Annotated in this window: 15 protein-coding genes; 7 read left to right on the top strand and 8 right to left on the bottom strand. The window is 75.7% G+C overall.

What is annotated here, in order from left to right:
* Nucleotides 1-12: 12 nt before the first annotated feature.
* From CLT75_RS10215 to CLT75_RS10190, 7 genes are all read right to left on the bottom strand, one after another.
* Nucleotides 13-1,215, bottom strand: a complete 1,203-nt coding sequence (locus tag CLT75_RS10215) for a sugar efflux transporter (RefSeq protein WP_486485117.1) — start codon at nucleotides 1,213-1,215, stop codon at nucleotides 13-15.
* A 68-nt stretch (nucleotides 1,216-1,283) separates the two neighbouring features.
* Nucleotides 1,284-1,589: a DUF2470 domain-containing protein gene (locus CLT75_RS10210; RefSeq protein ID WP_135240583.1), complete on the bottom strand. Its 306-nt coding sequence runs from the start codon at nucleotides 1,587-1,589 to the stop codon at nucleotides 1,284-1,286.
* Nucleotides 1,586-2,251 (bottom strand): biliverdin-producing heme oxygenase, encoded by a 666-nt coding sequence (locus CLT75_RS33130; RefSeq protein ID WP_486485116.1) that lies wholly within the window; start codon nucleotides 2,249-2,251, stop codon nucleotides 1,586-1,588. The genes CLT75_RS10210 and CLT75_RS33130 overlap by 4 nt, the downstream gene beginning before the upstream one ends.
* A 3-nt stretch (nucleotides 2,252-2,254) precedes the next feature.
* Nucleotides 2,255-3,124, bottom strand: coding sequence for a heme ABC transporter ATP-binding protein (locus CLT75_RS33125; protein ID WP_486485115.1), 870 nt, complete (start codon nucleotides 3,122-3,124; stop codon nucleotides 2,255-2,257).
* Complete coding sequence (locus CLT75_RS10200) at nucleotides 3,121-4,224, bottom strand: iron ABC transporter permease (RefSeq protein WP_135240582.1); 1,104 nt, start codon at nucleotides 4,222-4,224, stop codon at nucleotides 3,121-3,123. The genes CLT75_RS33125 and CLT75_RS10200 overlap by 4 nt, the downstream gene beginning before the upstream one ends.
* Complete coding sequence (locus tag CLT75_RS10195; RefSeq protein ID WP_486485114.1) at nucleotides 4,221-5,255, bottom strand: heme/hemin ABC transporter substrate-binding protein; 1,035 nt, start codon at nucleotides 5,253-5,255, stop codon at nucleotides 4,221-4,223. Before CLT75_RS10195 ends, CLT75_RS10200 begins: the two co-directional genes overlap by 4 nt.
* Entirely contained in the window at nucleotides 5,252-6,088 is an 837-nt protein-coding gene (locus tag CLT75_RS10190) for a hypothetical protein (protein ID WP_135240581.1), read from the bottom strand. The genes CLT75_RS10195 and CLT75_RS10190 overlap by 4 nt, the downstream gene beginning before the upstream one ends.
* A 191-nt stretch (nucleotides 6,089-6,279) precedes the next feature.
* On the opposite strand from CLT75_RS10190, the gene CLT75_RS10185 reads away from it, so the two are divergent.
* The 3 genes from CLT75_RS10185 to CLT75_RS10175 all read left to right on the top strand — a co-directional run bounded on the left by CLT75_RS10185 (nucleotide 6,280) and on the right by CLT75_RS10175 (nucleotide 9,907).
* Entirely contained in the window at nucleotides 6,280-7,773 is a 1,494-nt protein-coding gene (locus tag CLT75_RS10185; RefSeq protein WP_135240580.1) for an HtaA domain-containing protein, read from the top strand.
* Between the two features lie 92 nt (nucleotides 7,774-7,865).
* Nucleotides 7,866-9,008 (top strand): WxL protein peptidoglycan domain-containing protein, encoded by a 1,143-nt coding sequence (locus tag CLT75_RS10180; RefSeq protein ID WP_135240579.1) that lies wholly within the window; start codon nucleotides 7,866-7,868, stop codon nucleotides 9,006-9,008.
* Nucleotides 9,005-9,907, top strand: a complete 903-nt coding sequence (locus tag CLT75_RS10175) for a hypothetical protein (protein WP_135240578.1) — start codon at nucleotides 9,005-9,007, stop codon at nucleotides 9,905-9,907. Before CLT75_RS10180 ends, CLT75_RS10175 begins: the two co-directional genes overlap by 4 nt.
* On the opposite strand, the gene CLT75_RS10170 is transcribed toward CLT75_RS10175, so the two are convergent.
* On the bottom strand, nucleotides 9,904-11,478 hold the full coding sequence (locus CLT75_RS10170; RefSeq protein ID WP_135240577.1) for an FMN-binding glutamate synthase family protein: 1,575 nt from the start codon (nucleotides 11,476-11,478) through the stop codon (nucleotides 9,904-9,906). The genes CLT75_RS10175 and CLT75_RS10170 overlap by 4 nt on opposite strands.
* A gap of 40 nt (nucleotides 11,479-11,518) precedes the next feature.
* Between CLT75_RS10170 and CLT75_RS10165 the strand changes: the two genes are divergently transcribed.
* The 4 genes from CLT75_RS10165 (at nucleotide 11,519) to CLT75_RS10150 (ending at nucleotide 14,026) form a co-directional block, all read left to right on the top strand.
* Nucleotides 11,519-12,130: an RNA polymerase sigma factor gene (locus CLT75_RS10165; RefSeq protein WP_135240576.1), complete on the top strand. Its 612-nt coding sequence runs from the start codon at nucleotides 11,519-11,521 to the stop codon at nucleotides 12,128-12,130.
* Entirely contained in the window at nucleotides 12,123-12,836 is a 714-nt protein-coding gene (locus CLT75_RS10160; RefSeq protein WP_135240575.1) for a hypothetical protein, read from the top strand. The genes CLT75_RS10165 and CLT75_RS10160 overlap by 8 nt, the downstream gene beginning before the upstream one ends.
* Nucleotides 12,837-12,903: 67 nt before the next feature.
* Nucleotides 12,904-13,428 carry a hypothetical protein gene (locus CLT75_RS10155; RefSeq protein WP_135240574.1) on the top strand — a complete coding sequence of 175 codons (525 nt, stop codon included), beginning with the start codon at nucleotides 12,904-12,906 and terminating at the stop codon, nucleotides 13,426-13,428.
* A 37-nt stretch (nucleotides 13,429-13,465) separates the two neighbouring features.
* Entirely contained in the window at nucleotides 13,466-14,026 is a 561-nt protein-coding gene (locus CLT75_RS10150; protein WP_135240573.1) for a DUF5872 domain-containing protein, read from the top strand.
* The last annotated feature ends 7 nt before the right edge of the window (nucleotides 14,027-14,033 follow it).

The following is a 14,033-nucleotide window of genomic DNA, read 5'->3' as shown; positions in this document are numbered from 1 at the left end:
CCGCCGCGCCGGTCAGGCCCGCGCGTGCGGCCGGGTCAGCAGCAGCACCAGCAGCCCGGCCGCGCACAGCGCGGTGCTCATGCCGTACGCCCACCGGTAGCCGACCTGCGCGGAGAGCCCGAGCAGCGGCCCGGCGAGCATGGCGCCGATCGGGAACGTGTTGGTGAACAGCGTGGTGGCCCGGCCCGGCTCGCCCGGCAGCAGATCCTGCACGTAGGCGATGCCGACGCCGGACACCGCGGCGATGAACAGCGCGTTCACCGGCTGCGCGAACAGCAGGACCGGCACGCTCGGCGCCAGCGCAGCGGTCGCGTAGTAGGCGACCCCGCAGGCGCCGCCGACCAGGACCAGCAGCCGCAGCCGGACCCGCGCGGTCAGCGCGCCCAGCCCGAGGATCAGCGGGATCTCCAGCGCCGCGCACAGGCCCAGCACCAGCCCGGCGCGGGAGGGGTCGTCGTTCAGTTCGGTGTCGATGAACAGCGGCATCGCCTGCACGCCGACCGTCAGCGGGCACTGGAGCAGGACGAACGTGAGCGCCGTCAGCGCCAGCCGCAGCCGGGACGCGCCGGGTGGGCCGGGGGCGGCGCCGTCCGGATCGGCCGCGACCGGCCGCGCCGGCAGCGGCAGCTCCTCCAGCCGGAACGCGGCCACCAGCGCGGCCAGCGCGTACATGACGGCGGCCATGCCGTAGACCAGGCGGAAGCCGCCGGCGTCGAGCAGCACCGCGGCCAGCGCCGGCCCGGCCACCCAGGCCAGCGAGAACACGGTACGCATGAGGCTGACGCCGAACGCGGCCCGCGCCGGATCGTCCCTGTCGAACAGCGCCCGGGTGTACGCGAACGACTGCGGGAACAGCGAGTTCGCCAGCGCCGTGGCGGTTGCGGTCAGCCCCAGCAGGATCCAGTAGTCGCGGACGTACGCGGTCAGGCCCGCGCCCACCACGCCGGCCAGCGCGGCGCCGACAAGCAGCGCGCGCCGGATCGGCAGGCGGTCCGACAGCCGGCCGATCAGCGCGGAGGCGACCACCCCGGACAGCGGGGCGATGACCAGGAACACGGTCACCCGTAACGGACTGGCGTGGACCTCCCGGTCGAGGAACAGCGACAGGAACGGCAGCACCACGGCGGTGGACAGACCGACGGTCAGGAAGACCACACCCAGCGGGAGCAGCCGGAATCGGCCGGCGCGCACCGCCGGCCTGGTGTCCACAGCCATGCGGCGGACTGTACGCCGCGGCGGCGCGGCGGCCGACCGGGTTTCCGCAGCCCGGACAGTCCCGGTGCTCAGCCGGCCGGTCGGGGCGGTACGCCGGCCTGCTCGCAGGCCTCCCGGTACATGCGCACCACCTCCCGGCGGATCTGCGCCCGCTCGGTGAGCCGGTGGGCGAACGGGACGCGCACCGGGACCTCCGTGCCGCCGACGGTGACGGCGAAGTCGATGCCGTCGGCGTCCAGGCCGGTGGTGCGGGCCGCGGTGGCGTCCGGCCGGCCGCCGAGCGTACGGCAGATCAGCAGCGCGTCCCCGGCGTGGTCGTCGTTCATGTGCCGGCTGACGGCGGCGACCACCTCCGGCGGGAACCCGGCGCTCACGCGGCGCCCTCCCGGCCGCTGGCCGCCACCAGGCGACCCAGGTCGGTGAAGACCGCGATGTTGTGCTCGTACGCCACCAGCACCTCGTCGCGCAGCGCGGCCCGGCCGGCCTCGTCCAGCGCGAGCGCGTCCAGCCTCGCCCGGTAGGCGTCCTTGTACGACTTCGGGTCGCTGATCCCCGGGAAGCGGTAGAACGACGCCCCGGCCTCGCCGGTCACCCCGTAGTACCGGGCCACGCAGCGCCCGATGTGCCGCCCGCCGGACAGGTCGCCGAGATAGCGGATGTAGTGGTGCGCGATGAACCGCTCGGGCGATCCGGCGCAGGCCGAGGTGATCCGCGCGGCGTACGCGACAGCGGCCGGGACCGGCTCCATCACCTCGCGCCAGCGCGGGCCGAGCAGGAACCGCAGGTCGGCGGCGAGCGCGGGCAGCCGGGTCAGCGCGTCGTCGACGAACGGGCCGGCCAGCGGGTCGTCGCGCATCGTCTCCGCGACGCCCTCCAGCGCCGCGTAGATGCCGTGGTGCGCGACGACGAGCGCGGTGTAGCCGGCCACGTCGAGTTCACCCGCGGTGAGCGCGGAGACGTACCGCTGGGACTCGGCGCTCCGGTGCGCGTCGCGTGTCTCGGCGCGCAGCCGGGCCGCGAACGTCTGGGTATCCATCTGCTATCTCTCCTCGTCGGCTGACGGTCCTGCGGGCCGGCCGCGTCGGGGCACGATCAGCGGCAGCTCGTCACGGGGGTGGGGGACGACGTCGATGTCGTACCGGTAGACCTCGCTGAGCAGCGGGGCGGTGAGCACCTCGCGCGGTGTCCCGGCGGCGCGGACGCGTCCGTCGCCGAGCAGGGTCACGGTGTCCGCGTACGCCCCGGTCAGCGTCAGATCGTGCAGCACCACGACCACGGCGTCCCCGGCGCGGGCCCGCTCCCGGGCGATGTGCATGACCAGTTCCTGGTGCCGCAGGTCGAGCGCGGCGGTCGGCTCGTCGAGCAGCAGCGTGGTGGCCCGCTGCGCCAGGACCCGGGCCAGCGCGGCGCGGGCCTGCTCGCCGCCGGACAGCGCGGGGTACGGCCGGGCCGCGAAGCGGGCGACGTCGCAGCGTTCGAGCACGTCGGCGACGACGGCGTCGTCCTGTTCCCGCTCGGGTCGCCCGGCCCACGGCGCCCGGCCCATCCGCACCACCTCCCCGACGGTGAACGGGAAGCTGAGCGTGTTGCGCTGGGCGAGGACGGCGCGGCGCCAGGCCAGCTCCACCGGGCTCCACGACTCGCGGGGCAGCCCGTCGACCTCGATCCGGCCGGCGGCGGCCGGCACGTCACCGCTGATCGCGCTGAGCAGCGTCGACTTCCCGGCGCCGTTCGGCCCGACCAGGGCGTGCACCTCGCCGGCGCGTACCTGAAGGTCGATCCCGTCGAGCACGGTCCGGCCGGCGCGTTCGACGCGCAGCCCGGCCACCCCGATCCGGACGTGCCCGGCGGGCGCCGGGCGCGGCGGCCGGGCGGCGGCGAACCGGCGTGGCGTACGCGGAAGGCTCATCCCCAGCCTCCGGCCCGGTCGCGAGTGCGGCGCAGCAGCCAGAAGAACGCCGGGCCGCCGATGACCGCGGTGAGCACGCCGAGGGGCAGCTCCTGGTGCTCGACGAGGGTACGCGCCGCGAGGTCGGCGCCGATCACCACGACGGCGCCGCCGAGCGCGCTGGCGATCAGCAGCACCCGGTGGCCCGGTCCGGCGACCATCCGGATCAGGTGCGGCACGACCAGTCCGACGAAGCTGATGATGCCGGTGAACGCGACAGCGGCGGCGCCGAGCAGCGCGGTGACGACGATCAGCCGCAGCCGCAGGCGTTCGGTGTTCACGCCCAGGTGCCGGGCGGCGGGTTCGCCGAGCGCGAGCAGGTCGAGCCGGCGCGCGTCGGCGCAGGCGACGGCGAGCCCGGCGAGCAGGCACGGCGCGGCGAGACCGACTGCCGTCCAACTGGCCTGGGCGAGGCTGCCGAGGTTCCAGAACGCGATGGCCTGCACGCCGGACTGGTCGGTGACGAACATGAGCAGCCCGATCACCGAGCCGGCGACCGCGTTGACGGCGACGCCGGTCAGGACCAGCGTCACCACCTCGGTCCGGCCCCCGGAGCGGGCCAGCGCGTACACCAGGTAGGTGGTGGCGAGGCCGCCGGCGAAGGCGGCGAGCGGCACGGTCCATCCGCCCAGGACGGTGACGCCGGTGACGATGGCCAGCGCGGCGCCGACGGCGGCGCCGGCCGACACCCCGATGACGCCGGGCTCGGCGAGCGGGTTGCCGAAGACGCCCTGCATGACCGCGCCGGCGCAGCCGAGGGCGGCACCGACGACGGCCGCCAGCAGCACCCGGGGGAAGCGGACGATCCAGAGCGCGTTCTCGCCCTGCGCCGCCGACGGCAGCGGACCGAGGTCCAGGCCGAGGCGGTGCAGCACGGAGCCGAGCACCTCGGCGGGGGAGATCGCCACCTGGCCGCGCCCGGCCGCCAGCAGGGCGACGAGCACCAGGGCGACGCCGAGCCCGGCCACCAGGACGGTGCCCCGCCGGCCGGGGGACCGGGGCGCGCCGGTGACCGTCGCCGGGGCGGCGGCGGGCGCGGGCCGCTTCCGTAGCGTGGTCACGACGGGTCCTCGCACGAGTAGACGGCGCGGGCGAGGGCCTGGACGACCCGGCCGGATCGGACGCCGAAGGTGAGCAGCGTGCCGTCGGCCATGTCGACGACGCGCCGGTTCGCCCCGGCCGGCGTCTGCGCCACGCCGGGCAGCTCGACCAGGCCGTCCACGCCGCCGACGGAGGCGAGACCGGCGCTCATCACCAGGATCACGTCGGGCGCGGCGTTGATGAGGCCCTCGCTGGTCAGCGGACGGAACGCGGACAGCCCGGCGGCGCTGCCGGCGTCGACGCCGCCGATCGCCTCGATCATCGCGTCGGACCCGGCGCCCCGGCCGCCGATCAGGTACACCCCGGCGGTGCCGCGCAGGTAGAGGAACGCGATCCTCGGCGCCCGGCCCGCCGGGGCGGTACGCCGGGCCTCGGCGATCTCGCTCCGCACGCGGGTCACCAGCCGCTCCCCGGCCTCGGGTACGCCGAGCGCGGCCGCGATCGCGCGGATGTGCGCCGGTACGCCGTCGAGGGTCGGCTCGGCAGGTACCCGCACGACCGGGATGCCGGCGGCGCGGAGCTGGCGCAGCACCTCGGGCGGCCCGACGCCGTCGTCGACGAGCACGACGCTCGGGTCGAGGTCGAGCACCGCCTCGGCGGAGAGGTCGTGCCCGCCCGGGGTGACCACCGGCAGGTGCGCGGCGGCGGGGAACGTGGTCGAGGTGTCCCGCCCGATGACGTTGCCGCCCAGGCCGAGGCCGAAGACGATCTCGGCGATCGAGCCGTGCAGGTTCACCGGGAGGATGCGGCTGACGTCGTCCACAGTCACCGTCGTGCCGTCGCCGGAGCGGACGGTGGCCGGCAGCGCGGGCGTGGGCGCCGGGCGGACCGGGTCGACGTCGGCGTCGTCCACCGTAGCGGTGACCGGGCCGCAGCCGGCGGCGGTCGGCGTACCCGATCGGCCCGGCGCGGCGCAGCCGGTCGCCGCCATGGTCAGCGCGAGCAGCGCGACGAGTGGTCCCCGGCCCGGTCGCCGGTGCGGGCGGCTCACCGGCCGGCACCGCGACGGCGCCGCCACCGGCCGAGGCCGACCAGAACAACCAGGGCCAGTGCGGCGGCCACCACCCCGACGGTCCATCCGCGTCCGGCCCCGGAGGTGTCGCTGACCCGGGTGACGTGGAGGTCGGAGGCCGCGGCCTGCGACGGCGCCCCGGCTCCGGGGGCGGCGCCCGCCGCTCCCGTCGCCCCTGCCGCGCCCGCTGCGGCCGGCGCGCTGCCGGAGGCGGCCGGGGCCGGCGCGTCCTGTCCGGTGGTGGTCCGGGGCGTGGCGGCGGGCGTGGTCGCCTTCGGCGCCGGGCCGGCCTTCGACGGGGCGCTCGTGGCGCCGGCGGCGAACGTGACCGGCACCCGTACGTCCTGGGACCGGTCGGAGGGCCGGGTGTGGTCGGCGCGGGTGACGACCGCGCACCGCCGGACGGTGCAGTCGACGTCGCCGATGGTGGGGGTCACCTTGACCGTCACCGAGAAGGAGCCGCCGGGGCCGTACGGCTTGGTCAGGCCCTCGGCGTAGGCGGGCGGGTTCGACGAGATCCACTGCGAGGCGCCGAGGCTGCCGGTGGTGTCGGCGCCGCCGCCGCACGGGGTGGCTGCCACGCCCGGTCCGTTGTCGACGCAGTACGCGACGTAGATGCCCTTGTCGACGTCGTAGCCGCGCCCGGAGACGGACACGGTGGCGCCGGAGCGGCTCAGGCCGGCGCTCGGGGTGACGGTGAGCTTCTGACCGCCGCTGCCGGTGGCGGTGCCGGCGTGGGCCGGCGCGGGCGTGGCGACGACGGCGGCGGTGAGCAGAACGGTGGTCCAGATGGTGCGGCGCCGTGCTCGCATCGGGCTCCTCACACGACAGGTCCGGCCGGAAACACCGGCCGAGCAGTGCTTAGGTTTGCCTAACCTAAGTGGCAAACGCGCAGGTGGCAAGGGGTCCGTTCGGTTGAAGATCTTGAGACGCTTCGCGGATCACCCGATCATCTTAGGTTTGCCTAACCTAATGCCTTCGCTTCCCCTCCGAGAGGAACAGCATGTTCAGATCCAGAGCCGGAGCCCTCCGGTCGATGCGCTGGGCGGCGGTGCTCGCCCTCGGCGTGTCGAGCGCGCTCGTGGGCACCGGACCCGCCTCGGCGGCCGAGGCCGAGATCGCCAGTGGCAGCCTGACCTGGGGTTTCAAGGCCAGCTTCCGCAACTACGTCAAGGCCGGCAACGGGGACCCGCCGATCGCTGTCAGCAACGGCGCCACTGTCAACGCCGACGGCACGTTCACGTTCCCGTCGACCGGCGGCACGCACGACGCCGCCGCCGGCACGACGAACGCGACGTACGGCGGCACGGTGGTGTTCTCGTACCCGGCGCACCTGCTGACCATCACGCTGGACAACCCGACGGTCGCCGTCTCCGGCGGCACCGCCTCGCTGAAGGCGGACGTCGACCTGGCCACCACGATGACCGAGCCGGTCTCGGTGAAGCAGGCCACCATCGCCACCCTCACCGGAAGTCCCGCCACCAGCGGGAACACGGTGACCGGCAGCAACCTCGCCGCGGCGCTCACCAGCGTGGGAGCCGGTGCGTTCAACGGCTTCTACGCCGCCGGTGAGGCGCTGGACCCGGTGTCGTTCACGTTCACCACGGCAGGCGGCACCGCGCCCGCCACCCCGGCGGTGACCGTCGACCCGGCCCAGGGCCTCGACCCCGCCGGGGCGACCGTCACCGTACGCGGCACCGGCTTCGACCCGGACGTCAACAACGGGGCGGGCATCTACGTCTCGTTCGGACCGAAGGTCGACGAGCACTGGGCGAACGCCGGCGTCCTCCAGGTCACCAAGTGGGTCAACAAGACCAACGAGCCGACCGACGCGCGGGACCGGATGGCCGCCGACGGCAGCTTCACCACGACGCTGCCGATCAGCGCCGTCTACACCGACCGCAACGGTGACCAGGTGGACTGCACCGAGGTGCAGTGCTACGTCATCACCTTCGCCGCCCGCGGCTCGGCCGACCGCGGCCAGGACACGTTCACCCCGATCACGTTCACCCGGACCGGGGCGGGCGGGAACTCGGCCCAGCAGCGGATCACCAGCACCGTGACCGGCGGTCCGCTCAGCCTGAGCGTCGCCGGCGCGAACGTCACCCTGCCTGCGGTCGGCAAGGGCGAGTACGCCCGGGCACCGCTGAACACGGCCACGGTGGCCGACCTGCGCGGGGCCGGCACCGGCTGGAGCCTGGTCGGACAGGTCTCCGACTTCACCTCCGCCGCCGGTGGCGTCATCGCCGGGAACTACCTCGGCTGGGCGCCGACGGCGAGCGTGGTGAACGACCCGCTGGGCGGCACCACCGGCGCCGTCACGCCGGGTGCGGTGGCCGCTCCCGGCGCCGGTCTCGGTGACGCCCGTGCCCTGTGCACGGCCGGAGCCGGGACCAGCAACGGCGTCTTCGCCTGCGGCGCCGAGCTCAACCTCGGTGTGCCGGCGTCCGCCGCGGCGGGCGACTACGTCGCCACGCTCACCCTGACCCTCTCCTGATTCACCGACCGGGTCGGACCTGGTGGGGCGCGGGCACGTCGCCCGTGCCCCACCAGCCGCGTCCCGGCGACCACCTCGCAGCGGAGCACGGTATGCCACTCCTCACGCCCTCCACCCGCACCCCGCGGCGGCGCACGCCCGGCCCGGCCGCGCGGTTCGGCGCCGCGCTCGCCGCCGCGCTGCTCGCGGTGCTGCTCGGGCCGCCGGCCGCCGGCGAGGCCGCCCCCCGGCCCGCACCGTCCGCCGGCCCCGGCGCCGTCCGCTGGGCGGTCCAGCCGTCCGGGCCCGGCGGGCCGACCGGGCGCAACTACTTCACGTACGACCTGGCGCCCGGTGACACCGTCACCGACCACGTCGGCGTCACGAATCTCGGCGACCGCCCGCTCACCTTCGCGGTGTACGGCACCGACGCGTACACCACCACCGACGGCGCCTTCGCGCTGCTGCCCTCCGACCGGGCCGCCACCGACGTCGGCGCCTGGATCGGCGTCGAGCGGCGAAGCTGGACCGTCCAGCCCGGCCGGCGCGCGGACATCCCGTTCCGCCTCACCGTGCCGCGCAACGCCACGCCGGGCGACCACACCGGCGGCGTGATCGCCGCGGTCGCCCAGGACGGCGTCACCGCCGACGGGCAGCGGGTCCGGCTCGACCAGCGGATCGCCGCCCGGGTCTACCTCCGCGTCGCCGGCGAGGTCCGCCCCGCCGTGACGGTCGAATCGGTACGCGTCGACTACGACACCCCGCTCAACCCGATCGGCCGCGCCGACCTCACGGTCACCTACCGGATCCGCAACAGCGGCAACGTCCGCGTCGGCGGCACCGGCGCGGTGGTCGTCGACGGCCCCGGTGGCTGGACGCTGTCCCGGTCCAGCCCGGTCGACCTGCCGGAGCTGCTGCCCGGCGCCGAGTTCACCGTCACCGAGCGGGTCACCGGGGTGCCGCCCGCGCTGCGGCTGACCGCGACAGTCGACCTCGCACCCACCACCGTCGACACCGCGCTGCCCCCGGTGCGGCGCACCGCGAGCGTGTGGGCGCCGCCCTGGCTGCTGATCGCCGCACTGGCGGCCGCCGGGGCCTGGCTCTACCTGCGCCGTCGCCGCCGTCCCACCTCGGCCGCGCCCCCCACCACGCCCGGGCCGGCGCCGGTGTCCGAGCCTCCGGCTACGGCTGCACCCGCCGGGCCGGCGTCGGTGTCCGAACCCCCGGCGGGCGGCACGGCGGCCGGTGCCCGGTGACCCCGGTCCTGCCGGCCGCCGCCGCGATCCTCGCGCTGGCCGTGGTGGCCCCGGCGCCGCCGTCCACCCCGGACGGCACCGCCGTCTCCGCCCCGGCCGCGCCGTCGTCCACCGCGGCCTCCGCGGCGCCGCGGCCCGCTGTCGTCGTGCCGTCCGGCCCGCTGACTGTCGGGCAGCGGGTCACCGTCACGCTGCGCGGCTGGCCGGCCGGCCCGGTCCACCTCACTGTCTGCGGTAACGAGGCCCGCCGGGGCGCGCTCGACTGCGCCAACGAGCAGGCCACCACCGTCCAGGTGCCGGCGGCCACGACGGCGGCGCCGATCGTGCTGGCGGCACCACCCGTCGCCTGCCCCTGCGTGCTGCGCGCGCATGCGCTGACCGGCACCGTCCGGGCCACCGCCGCGCTGCCGGTCCGGGGCGTGACCGCCGCCCCGGCGCCCGCGCCGGCCGCCACGCCGCGACTGCACCTCGACGAGCTGCGCGTCGCCGGCCGCCGCCCGCTGCGGGAATGGTTCGGGCTGCCCGAGACGCTCACCGTACGCGTCGCGCTGCGCAACCCCGGCCCGGCCGACGTGGTCGACCCGCCGTTCACGCTGCTGTTCGGCCGGCCCGGACGGGCGCACACCATCGTCGCCGCCCCGCCCCTGGGCACCATCGGCGCCGGGCAGGTCCGGACGTACGAGATCCCGGTGCCGGTGGACGTCGCCGTGCTCGGGGCGCACGAACTCCACGGCCGCGTCGACCTGCCGGAACGGCCGGTGGCCTTCGTGGTCGAGACCAGCCGCCACCCCTGGGGACTGCTCGGGGCGGCGGCGGTCCTGGTGGTGGCGCCGGTCGTGCTCCGGCCGCGCCCGCCGCGCCGCCGGGGGCGGCACCGCACCGGCGAGGGCGCCGGCTAGCCGACGGCGGTGGGGGAGGGCGGCGCGCTGCCGCCCTGCGGCGCCTCGGCAGTCATCAGCCGGACGATCTCCGCCCGGTCGGCCGCCGACGGCATTCCCCACTCCGGCCGGTAGCCGAACGCCCGGTCCAGCGGGATCGACGAGGTCCGGCCGTCGAGGATCTCCACCGCGTCGGTGCCGATCAGCCCGGGGTGCTCGACGCCGCACGCCTCGGCCACCTTGACCAGGTCGCGGCGCAGCGTACGGATGTAGTTCGCGGCCCGCACCGACTTGCGGGCCGGGTCCAGACCCCGGGCCAGCCACGCGTTCTGCGTGGCGACGCCGGTCGGGCAGGTGTCGGTGTGGCACTTCTGGGCCTGGATGCAGCCGATCGCCAGCATCGCCTCCCGCCCGACGTTGACCATGTCGGCGCCGAGCGCGAACGCCACCACGGCGTTGTCCGGCAGGCCGAGCTTGCCGGCGCCGACGAACACCACCTTCTCGTGCAGGTCGCGTTCGGCGAAGGTGCGGTAGACCCGGGAGAAGCCCTGCTGGAACGGCAGCGAGACCGAGTCGCTGAAGATCAGCGGCGCGGCGCCGGTGCCGCCCTCGCCCCCGTCGACAGTCACGAAGTCCACGCCGCGCCCGGTGTCGCGCATCAGCGTGGCCAGTTCCTCCCAGAACCCCAGGTCGCCGACGGCGGACTTGATGCCGACCGGCAGGCCGGTCTCGGCGGCGAGCAGCTCCACCCAGTCGAGCAGGCTGTCGCAGTCGGAGAACTCGGCGTGCCGGGACGGGCTGACGCAGTCCTGACCGGCCGGGACGCCCCGGGTGGCGGCGATCTCGGCGGAGACCTTCGCCGCCGGCAGCAGGCCGCCGAGGCTCGGCTTGGCGCCCTGGCTGAGCTTGATCTCCAGCGCGCGTACCGGTGCCGACGCCACCAGGTCCCTGAGCCGTTCCAGGCTGAACCGGCCCTGCTCGTCGCGGCAGCCGAAGTACGCGGTGCCGAGCTGGAAGACCAGCTCACCGCCGTTGCGGTGGTACGGCGACAGCCCGCCCTCGCCGGTGTTCTGCAGGCAGCCGGCCAGCGCGGCGCCCCGGTTGAGCGCCTCCACCGCGTTTGCGGACAGCGAGCCGAAGCTCATCCCGGAGATGTTCACCACCGACTCCGGGCGGAGCGCCCGCGCCCGGCCACGCGCCGCGCCGAGCACCTTTGCGCAGGGCAGCGTCACGTCGTGCCCGGCGTTCGGCGCCGACGGCGGCACCGCCCGGCCGAACGTGCGGTGCTTGATGATCGGATAGCCGGAGGTGTGTTCGATGTCGTTGTCGGTGCCGAACCCGAAGTAGTTGTTCTCCTGCTTGGCCGAGGCGTACACCCAGCGCCGCTGGTCGCGGGTGAAGGGCCGCTCCTCGTCGTTGCCGGCCACGATGTACTGCCGCAGCTCCGGGCCGATCGACTCGATCAGGTACCGGGCGCGGCCCAGCACGGGGAAGTTGCGGCGCAGCGCGTGGTCGCGTTGCAGCAGGTCCCGCGCCGCCAGCGCGGCGACGGCGGCGACGGCTGCGGGTACGGCTCTTCTCGCCCAGCTCATCCCGCCACTCTTTCCGGCCCGGCACCCGGTCAAACGCCTGATGGAACCCGGCCGCCCCGGGCGGTGTCATGGAAGCGGACCGACGGCGGAGGCTGCCCTGGACGACGACGACCTCGTCACCCGCGTACGCGCCGGCGACCGGGAGGCGTACGACGCCTTGGTCGCCCGGCACACCGCGTCCGCGTACCGGACGGCGGTGCTGCTCGGCGCCGGTCCGGACGCCGAGGACGTGGTCCAGGAGGCGTTCGTGAAGGCGTACCGGAAACTGTCCCGCTACCGGGCCGAGGCGTCGTTCCGGTCCTGGCTGCTCGCGATCGTCGCCAACGAGACCCGGAACCTGCACCGGACGCGGACCCGGCGGGACGGGCTGACGCTGCGGGCGGCGGCGGCCGACCCGGTCGCGGCGGTCACCGCCGGGGACGGGCTCGACGCGGTGCTGGCGGCCGAGCGCCGGGCCGCGCTGGTCGGGGCGCTGCGCCGGCTGCCCGCCCGCGACCGCGAGGTGATCGTCTGCCGCTATCTGCTCGACCTCGGCGAGGACGAGACGGTGACAGTGCTGGGGGTGGCCCGGGGCACCGTGAAGTCCCGGACCCACCGGGCGCTGGCGAAGCTGCGGGCCCTGCTGGACCGGGAGGTGGCGCACCGTGGATGACCTGGAACGGGAGCTGCGGGAGCTGACCGGCTGGCTGGAGCCGGCACGGACGCCGGACCTGACCGCCCGGGTCCGGGCCCGGCTCGACGTGCCCGCGCCGCGCCGCCGGTGGCGGTACGTGCTGGCCGCCGCGCTCGCCGCCCTGCTCGTGGCGGCGCTGCCTCCGGGGCGGGCCGCGCTCGCCGGCGCGGTGACCGGGCTGCTGCGGTTCTCCGGGGTCGTCGTGGACACCGCGCCCGCCCCGCCGCCGACGGGTACGCCGTCGCCGCTGCCCGCGCAGCACGAGGTCGCCCTGGCCGAGGCGCAGCGGCAGGTGCGCTTCCCGATCCGGGTGCCGGCCCGGCTCGGCGCGCCGGAACGGGTGCTCGTCGCCGATCCGGACGGCACCGGCGCCCACCGGGTCGCCAGCCTGCTCTACCGGGGCGGGACGGTCCGGCTGGACGCCTTCGACGGCTCGCTCGACATCGTGTTCCACAAGCGGTCCCTCGGGGCGGACGTGACGCTCACCCACGTGGGCGGCGAGTTCGCGATCTGGGTCGGCGGTCCGCACGCGCTGGCGTACGTGGACCGGTCCGGGACGGAACGGGTCGCCGCCGCGCGGTTGTCCGCCGCCACGCTGATCTGGGAGCGGGCCGGGGTGAGCTACCGGCTGGAGGGCGACCTGACGCGTGAGCAGGCGCTCGACGTCGCGTCCTCGCTTGAGTGACAGCGGCGGGAACCTCGGGGCGCCGGGCGGTGTCCTGGTGACGAGAGTCGTCGACGGGGGAGGCCGGATGTCCGTTCCGAGGAGAGTCCTACTGGTGCCGGTCCTGCTGCTGGCCGGGTGCTCCGGTCCGGCCACGGTCCCGGCCGGCGCGCCGGCGTCAGTGGAACCGACCACGACCGGACCGGCCGTGCCGGCGGCCTGCGCCGAGCGGCTGGAGACCGGCCGGCTGCCGGACTGGGCGGACGCCGGGTTCACCGGCGACACCCGGGTGCGGCACGTGTTCGGCAACCGGGGCGACATCGTGGCGATCCTGTTCGCGTACCCGCTGGTGCACGCGCGCGGCGACGGCGCGAACAACAAGATCCTCTGGGTGGCGCGCCCCGAGCCCGGCCGGTCCGAGCCGGCGCCGCGTACCCCGCTGGTGATCACCGCGACGCGGGACGGGACGGACACCCCGGTCGTCCGGGAGGTGGAGGGCGGACCCGGGCCGTCCATCGTCGACCTGCCGGCCGCCGGGTGCTGGCGGCTGCGGCTGGACTGGTCCGGCCGCACCGACACGATGGATCTGGTCTACCGGCCGGCGTCCGGCTGACCGGCATGGCCGCTGCCGGTCCGGGTAACGCCTCGTCATGGCGAAGTACACCGAGCCGGAACTGCGCGAGCGCCTCAAGGCCGAGATCCGCGCCTCCGACAAGGGCGGACGGCCGGGGCAGTGGTCGGCCCGCAAGTCGCAGCTGCTGACGAACGAGTACAAGAAGGCCGGCGGGGGATTCGAGGGCCCGAAGGACGCGCGGCAGCGCTCGCTGCAACGCTGGGGCGGCGAGAAGTGGCAGACCCGCAGCGGTGACACGCGCGCCCGCAACGGCGGCGAAACCCGTCGTTACCTGCCCGAACAGGCGTGGAAGGAGCTGTCGGAGACCGAACGGCGGGCCACCGACACCCGCAAGCGCCGCGCGTCGCGTTCCGGCCGCCAGTACGTGCCGAACACCGGCCCGGCGAAGCGGGCCCGCCGGGACGCCACCGCCGCCGAGCAGATCAACGAGCTGCCGGTGACCGAGGCGGTCAAGCTGGTCCGGGACCTCGACACCCGCCAGCTCGACGCGGCGCTGCGCCGGGAACGCGGCGGCAAGGCCCGCAAGACGCTCATCGGACGGCTGGAGTCGGAACTGGGCCGGCGCCGGGCGGCCTGAACGCGTA

It is taken from the genome of Micromonospora sp. CNZ285 (assembly GCF_004637285.1).
Note: the sequence above shows the minus strand (reverse complement) of the source record. Positions and strands in the feature narration are given on the sequence as shown.

Bases quoted from the DNA above. Each gene is read 5' to 3' on its own strand.
- CLT75_RS10150 (WP_135240573.1), top strand. From the start codon at position 13,466: ATGGCGAAGTACACCGAGCCGGAACTGCGCGAGCGCCTCAAGGCCGAG.
- CLT75_RS33130 (WP_486485116.1), bottom strand. From the start codon at position 2,251: ATGGATACCCAGACGTTCGCGGCCCGGCTGCGCGCCGAGACACGCGAC.
- CLT75_RS10165 (WP_135240576.1), top strand. From the start codon at position 11,519: ATGGAACCCGGCCGCCCCGGGCGGTGTCATGGAAGCGGACCGACGGCG.
- CLT75_RS10215 (WP_486485117.1), bottom strand. From the start codon at position 1,215: ATGGCTGTGGACACCAGGCCGGCGGTGCGCGCCGGCCGATTCCGGCTG.
- CLT75_RS10185 (WP_135240580.1), top strand. From the start codon at position 6,280: ATGTTCAGATCCAGAGCCGGAGCCCTCCGGTCGATGCGCTGGGCGGCG.
- CLT75_RS10190 (WP_135240581.1), bottom strand. From the start codon at position 6,088: ATGCGAGCACGGCGCCGCACCATCTGGACCACCGTTCTGCTCACCGCC.
- CLT75_RS33125 (WP_486485115.1), bottom strand. From the start codon at position 3,124: ATGAGCCTTCCGCGTACGCCACGCCGGTTCGCCGCCGCCCGGCCGCCG.
- CLT75_RS10170 (WP_135240577.1), bottom strand. From the start codon at position 11,478: ATGAGCTGGGCGAGAAGAGCCGTACCCGCAGCCGTCGCCGCCGTCGCC.
- CLT75_RS10155 (WP_135240574.1), top strand. From the start codon at position 12,904: ATGTCCGTTCCGAGGAGAGTCCTACTGGTGCCGGTCCTGCTGCTGGCC.
- CLT75_RS10180 (WP_135240579.1), top strand. From the start codon at position 7,866: ATGCCACTCCTCACGCCCTCCACCCGCACCCCGCGGCGGCGCACGCCC.